Origin of the sequence: Romboutsia sp. MSSM.1001216sp_RTP31141st1_G3_RTP31141_220114, assembly GCF_039031195.1 — a bacterium.
Lineage (GTDB): Bacteria > Bacillota > Clostridia > Peptostreptococcales > Peptostreptococcaceae > Romboutsia_C > Romboutsia_C hominis.
In genome coordinates this window covers 1-24,602 of the sequence record NZ_JBCIUO010000001.1, presented here as the reverse complement: position 1 = coordinate 24,602, position 24,602 = coordinate 1, and the positions used below count along the sequence as shown (strand labels likewise).

The 24,602-nt window shown below is 26.0% G+C and carries 26 protein-coding genes and 1 tRNA gene; 4 read left to right on the top strand and 23 right to left on the bottom strand.

What is annotated here, in order from left to right; translation table 11 throughout:
* Positions 1-4: 4 nt before the first annotated feature.
* The gene (gene polA, locus ABCP60_RS00135) at positions 5-2,653 is read right to left on the bottom strand and encodes a DNA polymerase I (protein WP_166504892.1); all 2,649 of its coding nucleotides are present in this window, start codon (positions 2,651-2,653) and stop codon (positions 5-7) included.
* A gap of 152 nt (positions 2,654-2,805) precedes the next feature.
* Here polA and ABCP60_RS00130 point away from each other — a divergent pair.
* Positions 2,806-2,891: transfer RNA gene (locus ABCP60_RS00130), tRNA-Leu, on the top strand.
* Between the two features lie 236 nt (positions 2,892-3,127).
* Here the strand turns inward: ABCP60_RS00130 and ABCP60_RS00125 are convergent.
* The 19 genes from ABCP60_RS00125 to ABCP60_RS00035 form a co-directional block, all read right to left on the bottom strand.
* Complete coding sequence (locus ABCP60_RS00125; RefSeq protein ID WP_343101010.1) at positions 3,128-3,736, bottom strand: N-acetyltransferase; 609 nt, start codon at positions 3,734-3,736, stop codon at positions 3,128-3,130.
* Positions 3,736-3,909, bottom strand: a complete 174-nt coding sequence (locus ABCP60_RS00120) for a hypothetical protein (protein WP_343101009.1) — start codon at positions 3,907-3,909, stop codon at positions 3,736-3,738. The genes ABCP60_RS00125 and ABCP60_RS00120 overlap by 1 nt, the downstream gene beginning before the upstream one ends.
* A 286-nt stretch (positions 3,910-4,195) precedes the next feature.
* Positions 4,196-4,567, bottom strand: coding sequence for a hypothetical protein (locus tag ABCP60_RS00115; RefSeq protein WP_343101008.1), 372 nt, complete (start codon positions 4,565-4,567; stop codon positions 4,196-4,198).
* Positions 4,568-4,619: 52 nt separating this feature from the next.
* Positions 4,620-4,964 (bottom strand): hypothetical protein, encoded by a 345-nt coding sequence (locus ABCP60_RS00110; protein ID WP_343101007.1) that lies wholly within the window; start codon positions 4,962-4,964, stop codon positions 4,620-4,622.
* Positions 4,965-7,436: 2,472 nt separating this feature from the next.
* Positions 7,437-7,853, bottom strand: coding sequence for a hypothetical protein (locus ABCP60_RS00105; protein WP_343101006.1), 417 nt, complete (start codon positions 7,851-7,853; stop codon positions 7,437-7,439).
* 311 nt (positions 7,854-8,164) lie between these two features.
* The gene (locus tag ABCP60_RS00100) at positions 8,165-9,202 is read right to left on the bottom strand and encodes a sigma factor (protein WP_343101005.1); all 1,038 of its coding nucleotides are present in this window, start codon (positions 9,200-9,202) and stop codon (positions 8,165-8,167) included.
* 98 nt (positions 9,203-9,300) lie between these two features.
* Positions 9,301-9,852 carry a hypothetical protein gene (locus ABCP60_RS00095; protein WP_343101004.1) on the bottom strand — a complete coding sequence of 184 codons (552 nt, stop codon included), beginning with the start codon at positions 9,850-9,852 and terminating at the stop codon, positions 9,301-9,303.
* A 298-nt stretch (positions 9,853-10,150) separates the two neighbouring features.
* Positions 10,151-10,816, bottom strand: coding sequence for a Bax inhibitor-1 family protein (locus tag ABCP60_RS00090; RefSeq protein WP_343101003.1), 666 nt, complete (start codon positions 10,814-10,816; stop codon positions 10,151-10,153).
* 153 nt (positions 10,817-10,969) lie between these two features.
* Positions 10,970-12,688 carry an ATP-binding protein gene (locus ABCP60_RS00085; RefSeq protein WP_343101002.1) on the bottom strand — a complete coding sequence of 573 codons (1,719 nt, stop codon included), beginning with the start codon at positions 12,686-12,688 and terminating at the stop codon, positions 10,970-10,972.
* Positions 12,689-12,838: 150 nt separating this feature from the next.
* Positions 12,839-13,660 (bottom strand): hypothetical protein, encoded by an 822-nt coding sequence (locus ABCP60_RS00080; protein WP_343101001.1) that lies wholly within the window; start codon positions 13,658-13,660, stop codon positions 12,839-12,841.
* 15 nt (positions 13,661-13,675) lie between these two features.
* Positions 13,676-14,479, bottom strand: a complete 804-nt coding sequence (locus ABCP60_RS00075) for a hypothetical protein (protein WP_343101000.1) — start codon at positions 14,477-14,479, stop codon at positions 13,676-13,678.
* 140 nt (positions 14,480-14,619) lie between these two features.
* A complete protein-coding gene (locus ABCP60_RS00070) occupies positions 14,620-14,751 on the bottom strand; it encodes a hypothetical protein (RefSeq protein WP_343100999.1) in 132 nt (43 codons plus the stop codon).
* Between the two features lie 375 nt (positions 14,752-15,126).
* The gene (locus ABCP60_RS00065) at positions 15,127-15,423 is read right to left on the bottom strand and encodes a hypothetical protein (RefSeq protein WP_343100998.1); all 297 of its coding nucleotides are present in this window, start codon (positions 15,421-15,423) and stop codon (positions 15,127-15,129) included.
* Positions 15,424-15,601: 178 nt separating this feature from the next.
* On the bottom strand, positions 15,602-15,793 hold the full coding sequence (locus ABCP60_RS00060; protein WP_343100997.1) for a hypothetical protein: 192 nt from the start codon (positions 15,791-15,793) through the stop codon (positions 15,602-15,604).
* Positions 15,794-15,890: 97 nt separating this feature from the next.
* Positions 15,891-16,163: a hypothetical protein gene (locus ABCP60_RS00055; protein WP_343100996.1), complete on the bottom strand. Its 273-nt coding sequence runs from the start codon at positions 16,161-16,163 to the stop codon at positions 15,891-15,893.
* Between the two features lie 313 nt (positions 16,164-16,476).
* Positions 16,477-17,820 (bottom strand): DnaB-like helicase N-terminal domain-containing protein, encoded by a 1,344-nt coding sequence (locus ABCP60_RS00050; protein ID WP_343100995.1) that lies wholly within the window; start codon positions 17,818-17,820, stop codon positions 16,477-16,479.
* Positions 17,821-17,830: 10 nt separating this feature from the next.
* Entirely contained in the window at positions 17,831-18,610 is a 780-nt protein-coding gene (locus tag ABCP60_RS00045) for a conserved phage C-terminal domain-containing protein (protein WP_343100994.1), read from the bottom strand.
* A 14-nt stretch (positions 18,611-18,624) separates the two neighbouring features.
* Entirely contained in the window at positions 18,625-18,933 is a 309-nt protein-coding gene (locus ABCP60_RS00040) for a hypothetical protein (protein ID WP_343100993.1), read from the bottom strand.
* Between the two features lie 12 nt (positions 18,934-18,945).
* Positions 18,946-19,137, bottom strand: a complete 192-nt coding sequence (locus ABCP60_RS00035; protein WP_343100992.1) for a helix-turn-helix transcriptional regulator — start codon at positions 19,135-19,137, stop codon at positions 18,946-18,948.
* Between the two features lie 138 nt (positions 19,138-19,275).
* On the opposite strand from ABCP60_RS00035, the gene ABCP60_RS00030 reads away from it, so the two are divergent.
* From ABCP60_RS00030 to ABCP60_RS00020, 3 genes are all read left to right on the top strand, one after another.
* Complete coding sequence (locus ABCP60_RS00030) at positions 19,276-20,232, top strand: helix-turn-helix transcriptional regulator (RefSeq protein WP_343100991.1); 957 nt, start codon at positions 19,276-19,278, stop codon at positions 20,230-20,232.
* Positions 20,233-20,411: 179 nt separating this feature from the next.
* Positions 20,412-20,873, top strand: a complete 462-nt coding sequence (locus ABCP60_RS00025; RefSeq protein ID WP_343100990.1) for a DUF3990 domain-containing protein — start codon at positions 20,412-20,414, stop codon at positions 20,871-20,873.
* A 166-nt stretch (positions 20,874-21,039) separates the two neighbouring features.
* Positions 21,040-22,206: a tyrosine-type recombinase/integrase gene (locus ABCP60_RS00020; RefSeq protein WP_343100989.1), complete on the top strand. Its 1,167-nt coding sequence runs from the start codon at positions 21,040-21,042 to the stop codon at positions 22,204-22,206.
* Between the two features lie 282 nt (positions 22,207-22,488).
* On the opposite strand, the gene ABCP60_RS00015 is transcribed toward ABCP60_RS00020, so the two are convergent.
* From ABCP60_RS00015 to ABCP60_RS00005, 3 genes are all read right to left on the bottom strand, one after another.
* A complete protein-coding gene (locus tag ABCP60_RS00015; protein WP_195236808.1) occupies positions 22,489-23,367 on the bottom strand; it encodes a metallophosphoesterase in 879 nt (292 codons plus the stop codon).
* Between the two features lie 64 nt (positions 23,368-23,431).
* Entirely contained in the window at positions 23,432-23,614 is a 183-nt protein-coding gene (locus tag ABCP60_RS00010; RefSeq protein ID WP_092927298.1) for a hypothetical protein, read from the bottom strand.
* A 53-nt stretch (positions 23,615-23,667) separates the two neighbouring features.
* A complete protein-coding gene (locus ABCP60_RS00005; RefSeq protein WP_195236807.1) occupies positions 23,668-24,375 on the bottom strand; it encodes a hypothetical protein in 708 nt (235 codons plus the stop codon).
* Positions 24,376-24,602: the final 227 nt, after the last annotated feature.

Sequence of the window (24,602 nt, the reverse complement as noted above, 5' to 3'; positions counted from 1 at the left end):
TCACCTACTTTGTTTCATACCAAGAATTACCTATATTTAAATCTACATCTAAATGCACATCCATGTTAACTGCATTTTCCATTTCATCTTTAACTATTTTTTTAACTTCTTCTACTTCATCATCATAAGCTTCTACTATAAGTTCATCGTGTACTTGAAGTATTAATTTTGACTTTAATTGTCTTTCTTCTAACTTCTTGTAAACATTTACCATAGCTATTTTTATTATATCAGCTGCACTACCTTGTATAGGCGCGTTCATTGCAGCTCTTTTACCTGCATTTCTTAGCATAAAGTTACTTGATTTAAGTTCTGGAATATATCTTCTTCTATTTTGTATAGTAGTTATATATCCATTTTCTGTTGCATTTTCTACTACCTTATCCATAAAATCTTTTATTTTACTATATTTATTAAAGTAGTTTTCTATATATTCTTTAGCTTGCTTTACAGGTATATGTAAATCCTCTGATAGTCCAAAATCACTTTTTCCATAAACTATGCCAAAGTTTACAGCTTTTGCATCACTTCTTTGCTTACTTGTAACTTCATCCATATTAACATTAAACACTTGTGATGCTGTTTTTGTATGTATATCTTCATTGTTTTTAAATGCTTCTATCATAGTTTCATCTTGACTCATGTGAGCTAATACTCTTAATTCTACTTGAGAATAATCCGCATCAACTAAGCTACAACTTTCATCTGATATAAATACCTTTCTTATGTTTCTTCCCATTTCAAGTTTAACAGGTATATTTTGAAGATTTGGCTCTGTTGATGAAATTCTTCCTGTTGTAGTTATAGTTTGATTAAATGATGAATGTATCCTACCATCTAATGGATTTATTATAGCTAATAAGCCTTCAACATAAGTTGAATTTAACTTAACAATTTGTCTATACTCTGTTATTTTATCTATTATTGGACTTTTATCCCTTAGCTTCTCTAATACTTCTGCATTTGTTGAATACCCTGTTTTAGTTTTCTTGATTATAGGTAATTCTAGCTTTTCAAATAATATAACACCTAATTGTTTTGGTGAATTTATATTAAATTCTTCTCCAGCTATATCATATATTTCTTGTTCTAATTTTTTAATTATAGTTTTAAATTCTATACCTAATTCATGTAATTTTTCTTTATCAACCTTTATTCCTTGATATTCCATCTCACCTAAAACTTCTACTAAAGGCATTTCAACATGATAAAGTAATCCATCCATTTCACTTTCTTTTATGCTTTTTTCCATTATAGGATATACTTCATATACTGTATTTATAACTTTTCCTATATAATCACATAGCTCTTCTAATTCTAAATCCTCATATTTTTTTGCTTTTACACCCTTACCTAGCAACTCTTCTTTTGACTTAACTTTTTTAGTAAGATATTTCATAGCTATTGCACTACATTCATAAGATGTAGATGATGCTGAATCTATTAAATACTCTGCTATTGTTATATCAAAGTGCATGTTCTCTAATTTTATATTATAAGGTCTTAAAGCTATATAATCCTCTTTTAAATTATATCCAAATTTCTTTACTTCCTTACTTACAAGTACTTCTTCTAGCTTATTTATCTCTTCTTCATTTATATAATATATATTAGTTCCATCTACACTTATAAAAATATGTATAATATTTTTTTCTAATATGTTCCCTTGTCTACTTACAGTATCTATGTATAGCTTTCCTTCTTTTTTAATATCATTTATAAATGCGTCTATATTTTCTAATTTTTTTATATTTAAATTAGACTCAATTTCCTCTGTTTCATTTCCTCCATCTATACTAGATAGTCTAGATAATAAACTTGTAAAACCTAAATTCCTAAATGATTCTATTACCTTATCTTTATCATAATCTCCATATTCTAAATCATCTAGATTTATCTCTATAGGCACATCTCTTATTATAGTAGCTAACCTCTTACTCATTATGGCAAGTTCTTTATTTTCTTCTATTTTCTTTTTCACACTACCTTTTAGGTTTTCTACATTTTCTATTATATTTTCTATGCTAGAATATTCTTTAATAAGTTTTATCCCTGTTTTTTCACCTATACCTGGTACGCCTGGTATATTATCCGATTTATCCCCCATAAGACCTTTTAAGTCTATAAATTGAGTTGGAGTCATTTCATATTTTTCCATTACAGAATCAAAATTATACTCTTCAACTTCTCCTACACCTTTTTTAGTTATTAAAGTTGTAGTCTTATCTGATGCTAACTGTATAGCATCTTTATCTCCTGTAACTATGTATACATTGTATCCATTTTCTTCACCTAGCCTTGATACTGTTCCTATTATATCATCAGCTTCATAACCATCTATTTCTAATCTATTTATATTAAATTTGTCCAATAAATCTTTTAATGGTTCAAATTGTTCTCTTAATTCGTCTGGCATTTTCTTTCTTCCAGCTTTATATTCATCAAACTCTAAATGTCTAAATGTAGGAGCCTTTCTATCAAATGCAACACTCATGTGAGTAGGCTTATATGTATCTATTATCTTAAATAACATTGTTGTAAATCCATATATAGCATTTGTTCTTAGCCCTTCCTTATTAGTCATTTCTGGTAATGCATAAAATGCTCTATTTATTATAGAGTTCCCATCTATTATAATTAATCTCTTATTCAAATTTATCACTCCTAGTTTTTGTCTATCTAGTATAATAGTTATTATATACCACTCTTATACTATTTATATTACCATAATATTAAAAGTATATTAACCATAAATATGTTGCAAACGTTTCATTAAGTTGCTACAATATTTATATACTAATACTTGCCGAATTGGTGGAATGGCAGACACGACAGACTCAAAATCTGTTGATAGTATTATCGTGTGGGTTCGAGTCCCACATTCGGCACCATTTTAATTATATATACCTATGTACATATTAATTTTACTAACTTCCATATTCTTATTTCTTAATACATAATCGTCATTTACCCCAACTATACCCCAACCACAAAAATTTTATTATTTATTATATTATACTTTTATGAATAAAAAAATACATTGAATTTAAATCAATGCATTTCTATAACTATTTATTATTGCTAAAAAATCCAACGATTATTTTATTAAAACGCTTACTCTTTTCTACTATAAATATCTCAAAAATTGAATTAGATATTTTCCACTTAGGCTATCTTTTTCATCTTTATCTAACATTCTCTTTCCAAAACTATGAAATCCATTATTTGTATAGAAATCTACTAAATATTCAACATCTTCACACTCTAAGTAAACCACCCTACCACCTATATCTAACTGAGCGTTTTTTACTTTATCGCACGCTATTTTTAAAATTTCTTCTCCTTTAATAAACTTATTTACTTCATTTGCATAATTTTTACCTATTTGCCCAATAAGTATAGCACTCAATGTATATGCATTATATTCATTTTCATAATTCCCAAACTTTGATATCCGACTTCTTAATTTATTACTTAATGATTTTTTATGTATAGAAATTGCTTTATTGGACAAGGTAAAGTATCCTAATAACTTCATTTCATTCTTTATATTCATAAATATTAAATGTGTCCTAGCCAATCCTTGTTTTGAAAATTCTATTGCTTTTACTCTTATAAAATCCTGAACATCCTTGTTTTTGGGACAATAAAAGCTGGAGAGGATTTCTTTTGACTTATCCTCTCCTAACATTGAAATCATATCATTTAAATTGATCACTTTGTACTCGCGCTTCATTAAAAACTCCTAAATAAATCTTTTATTTCTTCTTTTTTAACATCTTTATATGCTCTTTTTAATTTAATTTCTTTCTCTTTTTTACACTGGGCGGACTCTAAAGCTTCTACAAATCGCCTACCTAAATTTTTTTCTTTTATATTTACACTTTTTAAAATACTTTTTGTAGCCATATATAGTCAACCACCTTTCTAATTTATAATATTATACTTTTACAAAACTGTTACTTATATATTGATTATATATTAAATACTTATTATATATTTATATTATAGCATGTAATTCAAGTATTTAATATTTAAATCTAACTCTATTTAACAACTGTTAGATTATTTATAAGTATGTTCACTTAATTAAATTCTATGCTTTAATCAATTAACACTTATTACCATTATTAAATTATCTATATTAATTAACTATATTCTTATATAAATCAAAATATATTATAATATAAAATTTTTAATTAATTAATTCTGATATACATACTCTAGCATAACCCATATAACTATATATATCATATAAATTGCTACTCAAATTATCATTTGAATTAGGTCTATTTTGCTTTACATATGCATTAGCTATTTCCTTTTTATAGATCATATAAACATTGCTTTTTCTAATTACTTTACTTATACTTACTTTCTTATAGTAGTTATATTCAAGCTTTAATTTATTTCTTAAATCTTTAAATATCAACCTAGATTCTTTTAAATTTTTACATGAATATAACTCCAATGCTTCATTTGCTTTATTACAATAATAATCTATATGCTCTAATATCTCCTCTATCTCTATTTTTCTTTTATCAAATTCTAAAACAATATTTTCCATTTCATCACCTCATTTAATAAAAGTCTACTCAATACTACTTTTTCCTCTTTTTTTACATTTTTCTTATTTTCTTCTTAGATAGATTATATCGCTCTTTTATGATTTTGTCCTTAGTTTTATTAACTTCTCTGTTCCATGCACTATGATATTTTTTAAGATTTTCAAAATCATTTATATTTAACTTGTCAGCTTCTCTAAAAGCTTCCTGGTTTATATCTATATCAATATAAAAATAATAGTAGTATGGGAAGTAGTCTTTAATAAAAGCTCCTCTTACCCTATTGCCTTTGTGTCTATGATTTAATTGATAACAATATCCATATGCTTTTAGATTATTAATAGTATTTCTATCTAAATCATTAGGTATCAATAACTCATTGACTGTATATTCTCTCATTTAAGCACCTCTTTTACTAAAAGTATTATATTTTAATATATTATAGCTCCTAGAAGCTCAATGTTGTACACCTTGTACAACCTGCACGGAGTATTATTCCTTTCAGCTATGGGTTTAATGCATAGCGAGTTTTTTTTCTTTTAGAGCTAATGCAAGAATTATTTGCATCAGCTATAGATCTATTCATTACTAGAAGCTTACTTTTGCACCCCGTTGTTTGTTTTGTAAAATTATTGTTGTACAACATTATTCGTTTTGTAAAAAATAGCTTTATATGGAGTACTTTTTATATTCGTTTGTTTTGTAAATTGACTATATTGCAGCCTTTGTTGGCTATATTACAGTCTTTACAAGTATTTAACTTAATGGAACGTTCAGTAAAATTAATAGAACGTTCGGAATAAACTTTAATTATTTGGAGTACTCTTGCACCCCTTTGTTTTGGAAAATACAGCTATGTTACCATTGACTAAGCTTTTTATACAACATTGACCGCGTTTTTTACCCCGTAATTTTTCGGAGTACTTTGCACCTGGTTTGTTTTGTAAATATCTTAGTATCTCTTAGTACTTATAAACCTTCTAGTTATAAATTTACACACTCTAAAAGTTGTAATTATCTAGCTTCTAGTAACTATTTAAATCTATTTATCAAATATTTATTAATAAAAAAGGGTGCACCCTCATAATAAAAAGGTGCACCCCATTTTAAGGTACACCCCCATTTTATAGAGTAAGATATTAAAGTTCTTCAAAAGAACTTAGAGATATTGCAAAAGAGTTCAGTATTAACCAGGTACAATTTTGTACTCGGTTGTGTTTACTAGACCCTTCAAAAGAAGCTTATATAATGAATTAACCAACGTAAAATTGGACTCGTTAAAATTCTCATTTAGAATGGGAATAATCAATATATTTCCCCTATTAGTTGGGAATATCTAAGATGAAGAGAGATATTTTTCGCCCTCGGAAAAATTTCGGTCGGCTGAAAATTTAGCTCGGATATTCTTACCTTGCTGAAAAATCAGCTACCCTGTTTTACTCTTAGCTGATAATTCAGCTTTGATATTTTACTATAGTCGAAAATTCGGCTCTAATATTCTTACCTAGTCGAAAAGTCGGCTACCCTATTTCGCTCAATCCAATTTTGGATTTACTAAAGTAGTATAGGCATATAGCAAAACGCGCCCCACCTATAGCTAACCCACTATAAGTCATATAGTTTTATTTTGAAAACGGAAAAATCCGTTATCCTTTAGAAGGATAGCGAAATATTATAAATCTATTACTCTTTTTTAGGGAGTCCAAAAACTCCGGATACTTATTTTAATAACTCTTTTAAATTGCGTTTTTTATACAAGGATTTACAAGGGTGTATAGTACATACTTTAGAAGCTAAACACTAGTAATACCAATACTTTTAATAGTAATGTTTTATAAAAGCACTACATTAAACGTTCACTATTCAAAATTGAATTCTCAAAAGGACTCTGTAATTTTTCCGATGGCTCTTAACTATAGCTAATATGTAAATAAGTCTCCACAATTTTGTGGCACCCTAGAGTTATTATCGCTAAGGATTTTTCTTTTTCTAAATCGTTCTAAATGATTTTAAAATTACTAATACTTTAATAGCTTATAAGAAGCTTCTATATTAGAAAGTCCTTCCGAATAGATATCGGATAAGTATATTGACCCTATCTAAAGTCGGGTTTACCGATTATTAAATCCCAGGTGTCAAAGTGATTTACTTCTAAAATAGATTACTATTCCCCTATTTATTGGGTAACCCTAAAAGTAATATAATATCTTATTGTTTTCGTGCTTATATGGTAAGTATTTAATAGTTTATGTCCTTACAGTATCAAAAATACGTAAATCTAATACGCAAGCTTTATTATTTAACCTCCTCAAAATTGAGGGCGTTAATTCTATTTATATTAATAAAAAAACAAAAAAGTGAATCCAATTAATAATTCACCTTTTTATTTATACTTTTGTAAGAAAAATTAGATAGCAATAATTGAGCTATACATATTATAATATTTTATTTATAATATTTTATTTAACATAAAAAAAGACCGTACAAATCTGTACAATCCTTCTATTAACAAGAGACCATTCTATAAAGAATCCATTCTAGGATAAAAGCAATTTGCGCTATTAGACGATATACCTATTATACTCTTTAATTATTTATGCTTCAACCTTTACATTTAAGCTATAAATAGAAAAATGAGCCTTCAATTAGACTCATTCTTCATTGGAAAAATCCTTAAAGCAACTAAATAATAGACAGATGTTGATAGCTCAACATACTAAGTATATTTAGGTTATTCAAACCTTGCTTTAATTATACCATATTATTTTAACTTATAGTATTAATTTTGATTAAAGATAACCTTTATTCTTGACCTTATATTGTACGTTTCAGCTCTATAATTCTGCTTTCGATTAAATCGTAAGCGACCACCTAATTAAATACCTGCCCACTATAATTATTCGTTGATATTTTCTTTTTATTATCATCTAACCAGTTATATTTTAGGCATATATTTTTTCTTATAGAATATATCTTATCTCTACTTATATTAAGCCTTTTACTAGCTTCTGATACTTTTAATTTATCCTCATATAGTAATATAAATACTTGTTGCTCCTCGTCTGATAGGATTTTAAATGTATCATATACTTTATTTAAATAGCTTTCTATGGCGTTTTTTACCTTTTCCAATCTTTCTATTTTAAATGTATAATAACTATCTGTTATATCAATATCTTCTTTATAGCTCATTATTATGTCTATTTCGTCTATTGCTGAATTTAATTGTATTTTGTGATGATTTAATAGTCCTAGCATCATATTTGCATAATTTTTTTCTTTATTCATATGGAACTCCTTTTAAACTTGTAAAGAAGGTTTCTCCCTCCCTATGAGCTTATTATATATTTATTTAAAGTATTTAATGTTCTTGGTTATTTAAATGTCTGCCCACCCTTAAAAGCCCTCTATGAGTTATAAAGGGATAAGAATATTATTCACCCCCTCTATTATCCTACAAAGGCGCCATATATAATATAAAGTTATTCAATAATCCTAATTATAATATATTGATTAAATATGGTACTTTGGTCGATGAATAATTGTAAGAAATCGTACTATTGTAAATCTGCCCAAGTACACTTTTTTATCACTATTCCTTATACAAATAAACTAACTTGATTATTATAAACATTTTGATTTACATATAAATTATTATCTAAAAATTTTTCTTTATTTTTGCTTTTATTATTTTTATACTCATTCCATAACTCACATACATACTCTTTATTTTTTATTATTTTAGATTTAATCCTATCTTCAATAAATAATATCTCACTAAAGCTATACTCCTTGTCTAAGACCTCTCTTTGCCCTTCTGATAAGGCTTCATATATTATAAGGTCTTTATCATCTAATATATCCTCTAAGGTCAATACAAAGCTTGCTACTATTTTATTTTTTGTATATATAGGTAGTCCGTCAAGTATAGTCTGAATATCATCTATAATACTAAGCTCATACCTATATTTTTCTTTTAAGTCTTTACTTACTTCTCTTAAATAAATTGCTTTTGCTGGGTCATTGTATAAATTAATAATATCATTTTCTGTCTCTTGCTCTTTTAATTCTAAATACTTTGAGCGTATTAATTTACTTTTAAATCTTAGTTCTCTAAAAGCTTTATTTTGAATATTTTTTGCTTTAGAATATGATATATTTTTAGAAGCTGAAACCTCTGCTAGTGTTTCATCTGTAAATAACACTTTATAAGCAATATCATGCTCCATACCACTCAATATTATATCTACTTCATACTTGTATTCTTCTATAATTACATTATCTAAAGCTTCACTTGATGTATTTACACTTATGTCCTCTATAGTGTCAGCTATTGTTATATCTTCATCTTCCCCTATTGGCATATCTATAGATACAGAATTTATTGAAGCTTGTCTTTTTATTCTATTCAAGTTATGGAATTCCCTTAATATAGCTCTTTCTATAGATGAATATAACCAGGTATCTTTTTTACAATCTTTAGTTTCGTCATATGTATCAAATCCCCTTATAAGTCCAATTGCTCCTATTTGTACTAAATCATCAAGCTCCAATCTATATATATTATTTTTAAATTTGTTGGCAATCTTATATATCATATATTTGTATTGATTATAATCTTTATTAGAAATAGTCATTTTTAACACCTTCTTTTGTTATATATGTTATATAATAATTATAACATATATAACAAAAAAAGTATTACATATAAGTAATACTCTCTGTTCTAATGTCATTAACTAATTAGATTTATTAAATAGTACAGCAATCCAATCCCTAAATACATAAGTATATTTTTTCTCATGGTGTTGGATCTTTGCATTTTTGCATTAGTTCTCCTTCCTAGTTCATAAAACAATATCTTTGGCGCAGCTAAAACTTGATACCACGCTCCATCATTTGTATTTACCAATAGCCTAGATGGATTTAATGGATCTTGTCTTGATATTCCTTGGCTTGTTTCATAATCCAAAATACAAATGTTCTCATAAGGAATATGGTATATATTCTCTTTCTTTTTAGAAAACTTTATAGGATTACACTCTGTTTCATATAGTATAACTTCTGTTTCACTTAAAATAGCCGCCTTACGGTGAAACAATATACTAGTAATTATACAAGTAAATAACCCAAATCCATATAAACCAATCCATACCTTAAGTACCTCTGATAAAGAAATAAAACTAAACCCAGATAACGCCGTAGCAATTGTTAGTAACAGGCTCACTGAAAAAAGAAAAACTAAAATCCCTTTCCCCATAAATTTATAGTATACTTTATTTTTCAATTAATATAATCTCCTTTATATAATAAAAATAAATGTAGTTTAAGCTAATACTACTTGAACTAGTTAATAGTTCTAACATCTACTAAATTTACACGATTATAATTTGAGCATGAATCAAAATTATAAATTTCAATAGATCAAAACTTTTTATTTATGTAATGTTAATTTTTATAATAAAAAGAACTGAATATATTCCCTCAGTTCTTTTTTATTATTAGCTTTTTTATTCTAAATTTATTAAGAATCTATATTAAGTATAAATCCTATTTCTTCTCTATAAAAATATTATATATCAATATTAATCATCTAAAATTGATGCTATATTTAATAAATCTAACAATATATTAATAAAATCTAAGTAAAGATTTAAAACATGTATTGATAAGTCATTCTTTTCTTTTATCTCACCACTTTGTATTTCATATTTTATTAAACTTATATCATAAAGAACGTAGCCAGAAAATATTATTACACCTACTATGCTTATTAATATACTAAGCATTGTTCCTCCTATAAATATATTGATTATTGATGCTATCAATATACCTATAAGTCCAGTAAATAATATACCTCCTAATCCCAGATAATGTCCAGCTTCCTTTTTACTTGATAATTTAGCTAATACTGCAAATAACACTATTGATGCAACCAACACTGATGTAAATACACCTTTTCCTAAATCCTCTAAATAATATTGTAAAAATGGATATGTAAGAATACCATCAATAAAAGTGAATAGATATACAAAGTTCATAGAAAAACGTCTTGGTATTATGCTTTTTCTTGATAACAGAGACATTATTAAAAGTCCTATTATTAAAAAAGTAAATATAAAATTTGCATAATACGCAAAGCTAACAGGTATAAACATTTGACCAAAAATAAATCCTATAAACATAAATAATATAGATATGGCTAGGTATTTGAAAATTTCTGACATAGGATTATCTATACTTTTATTCATAATAACTTCCCCTTTCGTTTATACTAAAATTTAATTACACTAATTTTACATTATCATTATCAATTTTAAAATATTAAAGCTCTATTTTATGTACAGATTAATAAAATAAAAACTAACTTTTAAATATTATTAAATATATATATTTTCACTATTTTATTTATATATATCAGAGAATTCAATATTACATTGCTCTATTATTTTGTGTTCGTTGATAATATAAATCCCTTCATTTATTTCTTCATTAAACTTTTCTTTATCATGTATTTTTTCTATAGGTATAGAGAATATAAATTCTGTACAGTCTTTATTATCTAAATTTAACCATATATCCCCATTATGCATTTTAATAAAATACTTAGCTAAATATAAACCTATTCCACTACCTTCTGTACGTCTTATAAATAAATTTTCCCCTTGCATAAATTGACCAAATATTTTATTTGCATATTCTTCACTAATTAATTCTCCTGTATTTTTTACTGATACATAAACTATATCTTTATCAAAATCTGTACTTACATCAACATTTATATTACTTCCTGTTTCTGAGAATTTAATTGCATTTGATAATAGATTTAAAATTACTCTTTCTATTTTATCTGGATCACATGCTAAAATTACTTCTTCTTCATCTGTATCAAAAATTATGTTTCTATTATTCTCTGAAACATAACTTGATGTTGACATAGTTATATCTTCTATAAGCTTTATAATATTATAATTTCCTAGGTTTAATTTATAAAAATTATTCTCTATTTTAGCTGTATCAATTACATTATTAACTAATCTTAATAATCTGTACGAGTTCTGCTTTAACATATTTAAATATTCAATATATTTTTCTTTAGTTATACTGTTAAAATCCCCTTTCTCAATTGCAATTAACAGTTGAACGGTCGACAATATTATGTTTATTGGAGTTTTAAATTCATGGGATATATTAGCTATAAAGCTTGACTTTATATGTTCAAAATCTATAGCTTCTTCTACTCTTCTATTTTCTATATCTGGTATTAAAATATCTTTTTCATTTTTTAATTGAAATATCAAGATTGACATTTTTTTTAATATTTCAATTATAGATACATCATCTTTATATTTTATAGTTGCTGAATTTTCATATTGAATATTAATCAAAGCACATATATTACCTGCTATTTCTATAGCGTATAATTTTGATACTAGTTCATCTTTATAATTATTATTAAGTTCTATAAATTTTTTATATTTTGATGTGCTGAAAGGATTTTTTTCATCTAGAATTTCTTTCTTAAAATATTTGTCCAAAGTAAACCTAGTATCATCATTAAAAATACATATATCATCATTAGCACTCATATAAAATTTAAATTTTCTATCTTCCTCATATAAAAAAATATCTATATTTGTGCTCTTTAAAGCTAAATTTAATGATCTAAGTTTATCCTTTAAAAATTTCATATAATCAGTTTTTAAATTATCAAGATTAAAGTCATTAAACATTATATGTTCTGTAATACCTTGAATACTCTTTTTTATACTTACCTCTTCTGCAATTCCTCCTAAGATTACCTCTTTATCTTTATTTATGATAAATTTATTAACATGATACGATAAATCATTCGAATTTTTAAGCTTCTCCTCTTGACTATATCTATCAATTTTCCCAGAGATTAAATCTCTATCTACTTCCAAGCATTTATCTGCTATATAAGACGGTCTTATTTCATGATCTGTTTTACCTATTATATCTTCCTTACTTAAACCTACATTTTCAGCCCCTAATTTATTTATGTATATATGCTTCCCCTCTTTATCTTTTAGCCATATTTCATATGGTAAATTATCAAGTAGCTCTTCTAGGTTTTCTATCGTATACTCCCTTTTTTTCATACGTCATCTCCTTAAGTAACCTTTTATATAATATTTTTACTTCATATTATCTCCCTTAGTTTAAAATAACTTACTTATTTAATGCTTATTCATTCTATATTTTAACATATAAAAATAGAGTGTTCATCAAATAAACACTCTACTTAAATATTATTTAATTATTTTCAAATGTGGTTCATTCTTTATATCCTGTATAAACCCCATTACATCGTTTATATCCCAATTATTATAATCACTTACTAATGACATCATACTAACTCCAACATTAAACATAAATCTTCCTATCATGCATTCCATTAAAAACTTTTTTGCTGTTTCATAAGTTAAAGGTTTATCTATTCCTAAATCGTTAATAAATTCCATACTACTATAATAATCTTTAAGTCCATATTTATAACCATTAAATGACTTTTCTATTGGAAATACCGTTAATACTTGTCTAGGTGTTAAACCTTCTAATAATCTCAGTATAAATTGTAATAATGTACGGTTAAATATCAAACTTTCAATATCTTTATTATTTTCATTTTCTTCAAATAGAGTTATAAAACTAGTTGTTATTATTTTGCTCATAAAATCATAGTTGTAGTTAAATTTGTATCTATAAGCTAATTTTAAGTATGCCAATGTCTTTAACTTTTTATTTGGTTTAACATTTTCATCTTTCAATGCCTCACATATATTTATTATACATTTATATGAAGCTTGCTCTTGCTCATGCAAAGGCTCTAATAACATTCCTAAAAGCTTTATATCTCTTATTGAATTGTTTATACAGAATTCAGCTAAAGTGTCATTCTCTCTTTCAATTAGCTGTTTATTTAAATTATTATAATCATCAACTAAAATATCATCTATCTTTTTTAATCTTGCTCCTGATAGCTCACAACCATTTTCACATCTATTTTTTAAATACTTATATTCAATAGCTATCATTACATCATAAAAAAAATTTCCATATCCTTTACTCATACATATTCCCCTTTATTATAAGATTTTTTCTTTTAAATTGTTTATCATTGCCATTTTTTCAGTACTACCGCCTTTGTCCGGGTGGTGCTTATGACTTAATAATTTAAATGCTTCTTTTAACAACTTCTTTTCTTCTTCACTGTAGTTACTAATATTATTTCTATAGTAACCACTGTTACTGTAGTTACTCTTATTATTTTCATAGTAACTACGATAAAACTCTTCTTGGTACCTTTTACTTTTTTCTTCGTACTCTTTTCGAGCTTCATATTCTCTCTTAATTTCTTCTAATCTATCAGCATTTACAAGTTCATTAAATACGTTATAACATTCGTTGTATCCTTCACCATACTTACTATTAAATTCTCGTTGTGAAGCTTGGTATTCTTCTATTATTTGCCTATATTTTGTTGTTGTAATATATTCTTCTGTTTGTTTATATTCACTTTTTATCTTATCAGTTAATGGATCAAGCTTCTCATATACTAGATTACATAATTCATCCTCTGTAATTCCTATAGCTTCTAACTTATCTTGTAACCTACAACAATCCCCTATCCAATTCCCCCACTCTATCATGTAGTAATGACCTATTGTACAAATTACCCACTGTTTCTTTTTAACTTTTCCGTTTTCTCTATAGCTATTATGTATACTAATTTTATATGCTTTCTTTATATCTCTTTTAAAGACTTCCTTACTCATTCTATATGAATAATATACTTTATCTCCACTGCTCCATGAATAAGGCTCTATACCTATTGAATTACCTTTTAAATCTGGCTTACTTAATTTTACTTCTTGTATAACACAATACATGCTTTACACTTCCTTATGCCATCATTGGTTATTATTTTTCATTATATCTACTAAGGTCTTTATTACTTCAAATGCCTTAGGGTTGTTCTTTCTTAACTCATCTATTGTACATGCTAATTCTTTTAATTCTGATGCATTCATTATTTTACTACCTCCATTTTATTTTTATATCTATCCTTTATTTCTTTTACAATAATTTGATAACCACCTGGATTAGTTTCTTTTAATTCTCTTATAATATTTAATATTTCTAAGCTTTCTTGTTTACTCATAATTAAATCTCCCTTTTTCTATTTATATAAGTGTAGTTACTATAAATTAAATCGTAGTAACTACAAAATTTTTACTAATTTAATTTATTTAATTTGATTGCTATATTCATAGCTCTATTGCTGTTTAATTCAACGTTTGTCTTACTTAAAATTTCTATTATTAGTTTTAATTTTTCTATTTTCATGTCTACACCTACCTTGACAAATATAAGCTAGGATATATATACTCATATTGCTTGTTTGTTGGGTATATATATCCCTATGTAGTTACTATGTTTGGCGATTTAGTAACTACTTTTTTTATTTTTTGAATAATCCATTTTCAACCTCTATTAATTATCTTTAATTAAATATTATCTATTTCGTGTTATTTGTTTATGCAAATAAATATTCCATTGTTTTATTTGGAAACAATTTATCTCTTAGATATATTGCTGTACTAAGGTTTATTTCTTCATTTCCAATCAATATATCTTGTATATGTACTCCTTCATGCTCTATTACTGTATCAATTAATCTATAACTTAAATTATGTCTTTCTATTTCTGCCCTTAAATTAGGGTATTTTGGGCTTATTGGTTGTATTGATATGTATGTATTACATGAACAAATAATAAAGTCTTCTCCTTGTCCATATGCAAAAAACTTATTTATATCTAATGTTATATTCATTCCTCTTTTTGTGATTAAAACTAACACGCCTTTATCTATATAAAATATATCTAGTTCGTCTGATTCAACTGTATGAATACCGTCTAATTTTGTTTTTTAGTGATTAAATGGTCTATATCTTTGCTTAAATATTCACTTATTTTATTTATGTTATTTATGTTCATGTTTCAACCTCCATTTATCTTATACTGTCCCTATCTAAAAATCTTATAGAATATCTACTCAATGGAAACTTACAAATCTCTCCGTCTTCATCTTCTACAATTGCATATACTTCTGAATCTGTTCCTGCAAAGCTATGTAAATATCCTTCATGCACAAACCCCATTGTTCTATGTCTACATTTAACTTTTCTTAATTCATTTTTCATAAACTAACGCCTCTCTATTTACCTTATTTTAATTTTAGTAATATAAATACACTAAATCCGTTTTAAAACCTTTCTACGTGGCACTCATTGGATATTTTTAATATTCTATAGGTCTAATTAATATATTAATTTTGCTATTATAAAACCTATATACTTTTTTACTAACTTTTTCATGTTTTAAAACCTTATCATTCTTTATTGATATTTCTGTTCCTGTTGCTCCTCTTATCTCTATAAATTCATCAAGCATATATATTCCTGCTAATAAATCTCTTGCTTTTAATGTGCTATTTATATCTCTAGCATAATGTACAACCTCTAAGCTTCCTATATTTCTACTTATTTCAGAAATCATTTTTTGTATAGTCATTAAATCACCTCATATTTTTAAAGGGTCAGAGGGGTAATATAACCCTTTTATATTTAATTTTAGACTTAATTAAAAAAAGAAATTTTTATTTACTATACTCATACTTAGCTTCAGTTTATTTTTTTATTTCAGCATCTTTTAACTCTATATAAAGTTCGTTAGCTCTATAAATAAGCGCTCCTAGTACTTTATATTCTTTACTCTCTTCAATATGTTCTAACTTCTTATCACTCAATTTACTAAAGTATTCAGAAGCTTTGTCAATACGACTTAAAATATGATTATATTCTTTTAGCTTATCTTTCAGTTCTTATCACTCCTCTTTAAACGGTGATTCTATACCTACTTGTACAAATTGCTTGTTTGCATCATAGCCATAATCTTTCTCAAGCTCTGAACCGTCTATATAAAACCTCTTTCGCTCATTATCAAAATAAGTTTGAAATATTATATTCTGCTTACCTGTTGTTCTATTTTTCAATATTGTAATAAAACTCTTATCTTCATCGTCTTTCTTATTCCTTATTGTCTTTATAACATGGTCTGCTAAATTCACAACCTCACTTGCTCCTGATACATCATACATACTATGCTCATTATTTTGTGAACTTCCTTTATTTGGATGAGCAACTAATATGATTACTAATCCGTATTTTTTAGCCAATGATTTTAAGTTTATAGCCATATCTTCTTGTTTACTGTATTTGTCTTTACTTCCATCACTTTGTATAGTCATCATATTATCTAATATAAATAACCTTACGCCCTTTTTATTATGTAAATACTCTATTGTCATGAGTAAATTATTTTCAGTTGCTTTTGAGTCTTGCCCATACACGAAAAATTTATCTTTTACCCACTCTAATACTAATTCCCAGCTATAGTCGGTTACATCTTTATATTTTTCACCTTGTTTATTCTCATATTCTTTTAGGTGGTATCCATTAACTACAGTCCTAACAAACCACTCCATTAATTGATATGAAGGAAGCTCACCACTATATATAAATACTTTATGATTATTCTGTATTGTATTTGCTATAATTTGATTTAATATAGTTGATTTACCACTTGATGGCTCACCTGTTAATATTGTCATTGTTCCATAAGTCAGCCCACCTAAATAATTATCTAGCTTATTAAATCCTGTTTTTAAATTTCGCCTAGCTCCCTTATCTCTTTTTATAGTTGAAGCATCAATATATAAATCCTCAATTTTTTTGTTATTCAATAGTGATTCTTTTACCTTATCCATCACATTAACAATATCGCTTAATTCCATAACTTCTATATCTTCAGAAATACTAATTATTTCTCTATCTATATTTCTTTTCAACGACAATTCTCTTACTATATCAATATAATATTCAATATTTCTAACTGTCGGTACTATTGTAGACAAGCTAGTTATATAATTAATACCTCCACAAGCTTCTAGCTTACCTATTGCTTTTAATTCTTCGGTTATTGTTATTAAATCTATCGGTTTATTTTCTTGATTAAGCTTTCTTATAACTTTTAATATAATTTTGTTATATTCATAATAAAAATCACTAACTCTAATACTTTTTTCTTTTAACTTATAAACTAGCGATGGATCTAGTAGTAATGAGCCTAGTATACTCTGCTCTGCTTGTAAGTTTGTTAGCTTTTCCATTCTATCCTCCTTACACTAATTTAAGTCCTTTAAATTCTTCTAGTGAGTTATTCTGTGGCTCCTTTAGTTTCTGATTTAAATATCCTTCAAATTTACTTCCAAAAAGTGTTTCTGGTCTTAAATACTTTTCGTATTCAGTTCCTAGCCATTCTTTAGTTTTAATGTCTATTACCTTATAAAGATCATCTTCTTTAAATCCCTCATTTAATCTAGCATCTATACAAGCTATGGTTTTCTTAGTTGTAGGCTTATAACTTTTACCAGTTAATTCATTAAGTCGTGTTATAACTCGACTATATATTTCTTTTTTATTATTCTTTTTTATATTATCTTTTTTATAGTTCAGATTTACTGTCTGAAATACTGTCTGTTTTACTGTCTGATTTGTAGTATCTGAATTATTGGAATTACTATATTTATGTGTCTGTTTTACTGTCTGTTTTCTGTCTGAAACACTGTCTGAAAAAATACAGTTAAAATATATTGATTTATTAGAATCACTATTTCCTTTATTTATAGGTTCTATTAAATCATTTTTTACAAATAGTTTTATTAATTTTTCAGCTTGATATCGTGTTATTCCAAATTTATTTTGAACTTCTCTTATGCTCAATTCAAACTCACCTTTACGATACTGTTTTTTAATTCTTGTATAATTTTCCTTTTGAGAAAACCAGTGAGAAAATAATATCTTCAATAAATCTGGATATTTTTTAAAATCAATGGTTTCTACTCCATCTAAGCTATATTTAAGTATTTCATTATCAAATGGATAAAAATTTTCCTTCAAATCACCTCACCTACTTACAAACAGCTCCCTGCACTAGCTCTGAACCAATCATCTAATTTGTCTTTTATTATGTAATATCTGCACCCTATTTTAATACTTGGAAATCCTAAATTAGTACTTCTACATAATTCTCTAAATTTAGTTTCTCCTATAGGATATTCTTTAGATGCTTCTTTGGCAGTTATTAATTCAGCCTTATTTCGCTTATATGTCATTACCTCTCTGTAGCCTTGCTCCTTGGCTCTCTCTTCTTCCTGCTGGCTTACTAGAACATTAAGGGTACTTTGCATTGTTTTTAAGATTTCTAAATTTGTATTGCTCATAATGTATGCCCCCTATTCTTCATTGAAAAATAATTTTTTAGCATCACATCCTAATACGTCAGCTAAAGAAATCATTTTTTTATAAGTTAATGGTGAAAAATCTCCTCTTTCGACTTTTACCAGTGTTGCTCTTGATATTTTCGCCTTTTTACAAACTTCTTCTTGCGTCATTTGCTTTTTAACTCTTTCTAATTTGACTTTCATATAATCACCTCTTTTATGAATTATTAATTCGTAAATCCATTTTATATGAATTATTAATTCGTGTCAATATTATTTTTGTATTTCTATATGTACTTTTAATTCATATTAGTATATACTTTATATACAAGAGGTGATTTGATGAGTGTATGTAACAATATAAAAAAATGTAGATTATTAAAAAAAATGACACAAAAACAAGTAAGTGAGCTTTTAGACATAAATATTCGTACGTATCAAAAATATGAAAGTGGGGATATATCCCCCAGTATAAATACATTAAACAAAATAGCAAAAGCTCTTGTAATTAATGTAGATATCTTAATTCATGGTACTGATAATTTTGTAACTTGTGAAGATTTCTTTGTTTTTATATGTAATCTTTACCCTTTTAAATATTACACGTTCCATGAAAGGAATAAATTAATTAATAAAATCGTAAATGAAAACTATAATGTTTATGAAATACAAGATCTTTTACTCGGTTTATCTCGTAATAAAAAACTTTACGAATCCCTATCTAACGCAATAGGACTTACTACTGAACAAAATTATAACTGGATTTTAAGTATTGTTTTATTTGCTTTTCTTCAAGATCAAGGAATGCTAAACGACGATAATTGCCATTTAGTAAGGAGTGCTATAATCGAAAATATATTAATTACTCAAACCATTGATAATTTACTTGATAATGGGCTTTCTGATAAGAATAAAAATATATTTAAAGAATATTTAGCAAAACAAGTAAATGTAAATTCAAATAAATATATCTCTAAAAATAATACTGATGATAGCTCAATATCTGACTTTATCGATTCAATTGATAATCAATTTATAAAAGATGAGTTAAAGTCAAAAATATCTAAAATAAATAATTTAATACCAATACTCAAAGAGTACGGAATAATTTTTAATATACTAAAAGAAAATAGTAAAATTTTAGTTAGACTAAATATAAATAGTGAAATTTCATATCAAGAATTACCTTTAGATGATTTCTTGAATTTTATAGACAAGATACTTTGGGGAATAGAAAGAGAAGTAGATTATATAAAACGTTTATATGAGCAAAATGACGAAAATAAAAAACAATACTAAAAAAGTTTATGTAAAAAATATAGCTTATATCTTAAATTTATAAGCTTCAACATAAGGCTAATTTTACGTTTAATCTTTTTATTTAATATATTTGTATTACTAGTATCATTTAAGCTTCTTAGAAGCTAACTCATAAGGTTATACGCCTATAAATTATTAAAAGAAAGCGAGGTTACTTTATGGAAAAAATTTTATATCATGGGAGTTATTTAAAAATAGAATATCCAGAAATAAGAAAACATAAATTTACTAAAGATTTTTCTTGGGGGTTTTATTGTACTGAAATAGAAGAACAAGCTCAAAAATGGGCAACAAAGTTTAAAGAGCCAATAGTTAATAAATACAAATTAAAAAATATTGAGGACTTAAATGTAAAAATATTTAATGACTATTCGCATGAGTGGCTAGATTTTGTTGTTAATTGCAGAAATGGTAATACACACTCATATGATGTTGTAGAGGGTCCTATGGCTGATGATACAATCTATGAGTATTTAGAAGCTTACTTAAATAATATGATGGACGAGGAAGAATTCTTTAAGTTGATGAAATTTAAATACCCAACACATCAAATTAGTTTTCATACAATAAGAGCATTAGATCATATTGAATTTATAGGAAGTTACAAGTTAGATAAATAATTAATAATTATATATTTTATATTTTTTTGCTTATTATGTAGTTACTAAAAATATTTATGCAGTAACCACATAACAAACTAATTATAAACAAAGTAAATGCTATTTAATTGATAAATTTATGCATAAATCTTATAAAGAATTATTTACGAAAGGAGATTTCTAAATAATGGCTAGCAAAAGAGCTAATGGAGAAGGATCTATTGGCAAATATAAAGATGGTTGGCGCTCTCGTATAATGGTTGGATATAATGAACTTGGTAAGCCTATAAGAAAAGAGTTTTATGGTAAAACCCAAAAAGAAGTAAAAGAAAAGCTTGAAAACTTTAAAAAACAATATTTGATGCAACATATAGAGATTGATAATTCAACTACATTAGAAGAATGGCTATATACCTATATGTTTGAATATAAAAAGAATAAAATAAAACCCTCGTCATTTGAAAGATACGAAGGCATTTATCGAAACTATATACTAAATACTACTTTAGGTAAAACAAAACTATTCAAATTAAATATAACTGCTATACAAAAACATTATAATACTTTATTAAATAATGGTACATCTCCATCTACCATTAAATCTATAAATCAAGTATTAAAACCATGTCTTGGTGAAGCTGAAAAACAAGATTATATACAAAAAAATTATGCTAAATTGATTGAGCTTCCTAAAATAAAAAAAGATGATAAATTCGAGGTTTTAACACTTGAACAACAAAAACTATTTTTAAATGCTATAGATGGACATAAATTACAAGCACTTTTTTTAGTTGCACTTGGTACAGGTTTAAGACTAGGAGAAATATTAGGCTTAAAATGGAGTGATATAGATTTCAATAAAAGTACTTTATCAGTAAATAGAAGCTTAAAAAAAGTATGTTTTATTGATGAAAACTTATCTAAAGAATATAAGGTAATTGAACAAGAACCTAAAACTATAAATGCTTATAGATCTGTGCCTATACCTAAAGATGTTTTGCTTAAATTAAAAGAACATAAAATAAATCAAAATAAAGAAATGTTAAAAGCTGGTAAATTATATGATAATAAAAATTATGTATTTTGTAATGAACTTGGTTATCCACTAGATAGTAAAAAGCCTACTAGAAACTTAAAAAGTATTTTAGCTAAGCTTAATATTGAGCCTATAAAGTTTCATGGATTAAGACATACTTACGCTACTAGATTATTTGAAGCTAATGTCCCTCCAAAAACAGTACAGGCTCTTATGGGGCATTCTGATATAACATTGACACTTAATATTTATACAAAGGTTATGGATAATGTTAAAGTTGAAGCTATAGACAAAATAAATAATATTTTTGCTTTATAGATATTTTATATATAATAAGCTTCCACAATAGCTTAATGCATAAAGGAGTTATATTTCTTATATAGCTCTTTTTTTATCCCCCAATTCCCCCCAACTGTACCCCAACCACAAAAAAAATTCATAAAAAACACCAAAAGTCAGTTTTTTATATTTTTCTGTAGTCTTTGAAATTACTATGTTTTATTTTTATTTATTAATTTTTAATTTTATAGTCATCGAATCCCACATTCGGCACCATTTAAGTTCTAACTATAACAGTTAGAACTTTTTTATTTATAAGTACTATTTTTTTGACTTTAAGTTTATTTGTACTATTTCAGGCTTACAATTTATTCTTATTACTACCTTAGAACCGCCTAATCCTTTACTTAAAATCATCTTAGATCCATTAAGATTATATTCACCTAAATCGTATTTTGGGAAAAACTCTCTATTTGGTGAAAGCACCCCTCCTATTTTAGGTATCCTTACTATTCCTCCATGAACATGTCCTGAAAGTACCAAATCTGCTCCCCAATTAGAATAATTTTCAAAAAAGAATGGATTATGAGCAAGTAATATATTGTAGCTATTTTTATCTATTTTACCTAAACTTTCATCCATGAAATTTTTATCTAAAGCTTTATTTTTATTTCTATAGTTACTGAAAAAATATGGATAATATTCTAGCGGTACTACTACCCCATATAAATTTATATAACTACTTCCTTTATTAACTTTTATCTTATCATTATTTAGATCTATTATGTCTTTATCTTTAAGTAATCTAAAATATTCTTTATATTCTTTTTTATATTTCTTATTAAGAGATTTCTGCTCGTGATTTCCAACTACATGGACTACTTTATATTTACAAGATATATAATCAATTAAGTCTAAAGCCACTTTAAAATTATCTTTTTCTCCATCTACTAAATCTCCAGTAATTACTATTATATCTGGATTTATTTTGTCTATCTCTTCTATAAGTTTTATATTACTTTTTCCAAATGTTTTATTATGTAAATCACTAATTTGTAATATTTTATAATTATCAAATTCTTTAGGTATCTTTTCATCTTCTATATTATATTCTATTTTTTCTAATGTAGTTGCTTCTCTTTTTAAAAATTTATATGTAATACCAACTGCTATGCCTGTTATTAATATTTCACTTATCATTGATTTACCTTCCTTGTCTAAATTTAAAAGAGCGACTAATTACAAATTAATCGCTCCTTTAAGCTTAATCCTTTTTCTTTACTTTGCTATAAAGTTTTGATGTCTTAGTCCTATTGCTTCCACTATCTTTTGCTCCTATATGAAGACCATCTTTTATCCCTAGTTCTGATCCATGCTCTGAAAGCATGTTTCTCCTTTCAGATTTAGTCTTAGGTCTATCTTTTAATCTATTTTTATTGTTATTCATTATTACTTCCTCCTAAATACTTAGTATTTAGGAGGAATTTAACCAAAAAAAACTTATTTATTATCTAAATATTGCTTTAATATATTAACAAGTTTTTCTTGATTAATGATTTTTATATCCTCTATCTTATTTTCTTTGCTAAAAATTACTAGTAATTTAATCTCTCCGCTACTTTCAACTTCATACAAATCTATATTTCTATTACCTGCCTTGCTATATGCTTCTAAACTTGGGGATTTATCACCAAAGTATTCATATACTAACCTTGTATCCTTTCCTATGAAATTGTTAATATCTATTTTTTCTACACTGCTTAATGATATAGGTAATGCATCATTATATCTATCTACAATTATATCAGCACCATCATTAATATATTTTTCATTTAAATCTTCTTTAGATATCTCATAGGTTTGTACTTCTACAACATGATCATCTCTTAAATTTATATATAAAGCACTCTTATCTAACTTATTGCCTTCAGTATATTTTGGATATATAAGCCTTTTATCCCTTATTTCCCTTGGATTATCCGAGTCTATATAATAAGTTGTACAATATGGTTTCCCCATATTTTCTATAACATATTCATAGTCTTTATTCATTATCTCATTAACATTATTTTGAACCTTCGTCATCATCCTATGTTTCATTTCTTCATTAGGTAGGCTTTCATTTGTATTAATATTCTCGCTCTTACTACATCCCGTTACAAATGCACTAATGATAATGATGCTATATAATAATTTCCGTAGCTTCATAAATTAGTCCTCCTTTTGTTTATTAACACTTATTTTTTCCGATTTTATTTTACACATAATTATTCTAGTCTATCATTTATATGATTATATACTATTTATATAATAATAATAATACTTTTATGTATTTTGTAATGATTTTGTAACAGGTCATTTTTATACTATGCTATAATACTTATAAACAATATAAGGAGGTTTTGTCTTGGATTTTAAGCAATTGGAAGTGTTTG

Excerpts from the sequence above, each read along its gene's own strand:
- ABCP60_RS00035 (WP_343100992.1), bottom strand. The coding sequence starts at position 19,137 with ATGAAAGTCAAATTAGAAAGAGTTAAAAAGCAAATGACGCAAGAAGAA.
- ABCP60_RS00025 (WP_343100990.1), top strand. The coding sequence starts at position 20,412 with ATGGAAAAAATTTTATATCATGGGAGTTATTTAAAAATAGAATATCCA.
- ABCP60_RS00110 (WP_343101007.1), bottom strand. The coding sequence starts at position 4,964 with ATGAGAGAATATACAGTCAATGAGTTATTGATACCTAATGATTTAGAT.
- ABCP60_RS00020 (WP_343100989.1), top strand. The coding sequence starts at position 21,040 with ATGGCTAGCAAAAGAGCTAATGGAGAAGGATCTATTGGCAAATATAAA.
- ABCP60_RS00055 (WP_343100996.1), bottom strand. The coding sequence starts at position 16,163 with ATGACTATACAAAAAATGATTTCTGAAATAAGTAGAAATATAGGAAGC.
- ABCP60_RS00065 (WP_343100998.1), bottom strand. The coding sequence starts at position 15,423 with ATGAATATAACATTAGATATAAATAAGTTTTTTGCATATGGACAAGGA.
- ABCP60_RS00100 (WP_343101005.1), bottom strand. The coding sequence starts at position 9,202 with ATGACTATTTCTAATAAAGATTATAATCAATACAAATATATGATATAT.
- ABCP60_RS00010 (WP_092927298.1), bottom strand. The coding sequence starts at position 23,614 with ATGAATAACAATAAAAATAGATTAAAAGATAGACCTAAGACTAAATCT.
- ABCP60_RS00090 (WP_343101003.1), bottom strand. The coding sequence starts at position 10,816 with ATGAATAAAAGTATAGATAATCCTATGTCAGAAATTTTCAAATACCTA.
- ABCP60_RS00015 (WP_195236808.1), bottom strand. The coding sequence starts at position 23,367 with ATGATAAGTGAAATATTAATAACAGGCATAGCAGTTGGTATTACATAT.
- ABCP60_RS00040 (WP_343100993.1), bottom strand. The coding sequence starts at position 18,933 with ATGAGCAATACAAATTTAGAAATCTTAAAAACAATGCAAAGTACCCTT.
- ABCP60_RS00080 (WP_343101001.1), bottom strand. The coding sequence starts at position 13,660 with ATGAGTAAAGGATATGGAAATTTTTTTTATGATGTAATGATAGCTATT.
- ABCP60_RS00060 (WP_343100997.1), bottom strand. The coding sequence starts at position 15,793 with ATGAAAAATGAATTAAGAAAAGTTAAATGTAGACATAGAACAATGGGG.
- ABCP60_RS00070 (WP_343100999.1), bottom strand. The coding sequence starts at position 14,751 with ATGAGTAAACAAGAAAGCTTAGAAATATTAAATATTATAAGAGAATTA.
- ABCP60_RS00085 (WP_343101002.1), bottom strand. The coding sequence starts at position 12,688 with ATGAAAAAAAGGGAGTATACGATAGAAAACCTAGAAGAGCTACTTGAT.
- ABCP60_RS00120 (WP_343101009.1), bottom strand. The coding sequence starts at position 3,909 with ATGGCTACAAAAAGTATTTTAAAAAGTGTAAATATAAAAGAAAAAAAT.
- ABCP60_RS00050 (WP_343100995.1), bottom strand. The coding sequence starts at position 17,820 with ATGGAAAAGCTAACAAACTTACAAGCAGAGCAGAGTATACTAGGCTCA.
- ABCP60_RS00030 (WP_343100991.1), top strand. The coding sequence starts at position 19,276 with ATGAGTGTATGTAACAATATAAAAAAATGTAGATTATTAAAAAAAATG.
- ABCP60_RS00105 (WP_343101006.1), bottom strand. The coding sequence starts at position 7,853 with ATGAATAAAGAAAAAAATTATGCAAATATGATGCTAGGACTATTAAAT.
- ABCP60_RS00005 (WP_195236807.1), bottom strand. The coding sequence starts at position 24,375 with ATGAAGCTACGGAAATTATTATATAGCATCATTATCATTAGTGCATTT.
- ABCP60_RS00115 (WP_343101008.1), bottom strand. The coding sequence starts at position 4,567 with ATGGAAAATATTGTTTTAGAATTTGATAAAAGAAAAATAGAGATAGAG.
- ABCP60_RS00075 (WP_343101000.1), bottom strand. The coding sequence starts at position 14,479 with ATGTATTGTGTTATACAAGAAGTAAAATTAAGTAAGCCAGATTTAAAA.
- ABCP60_RS00125 (WP_343101010.1), bottom strand. The coding sequence starts at position 3,736 with ATGAAGCGCGAGTACAAAGTGATCAATTTAAATGATATGATTTCAATG.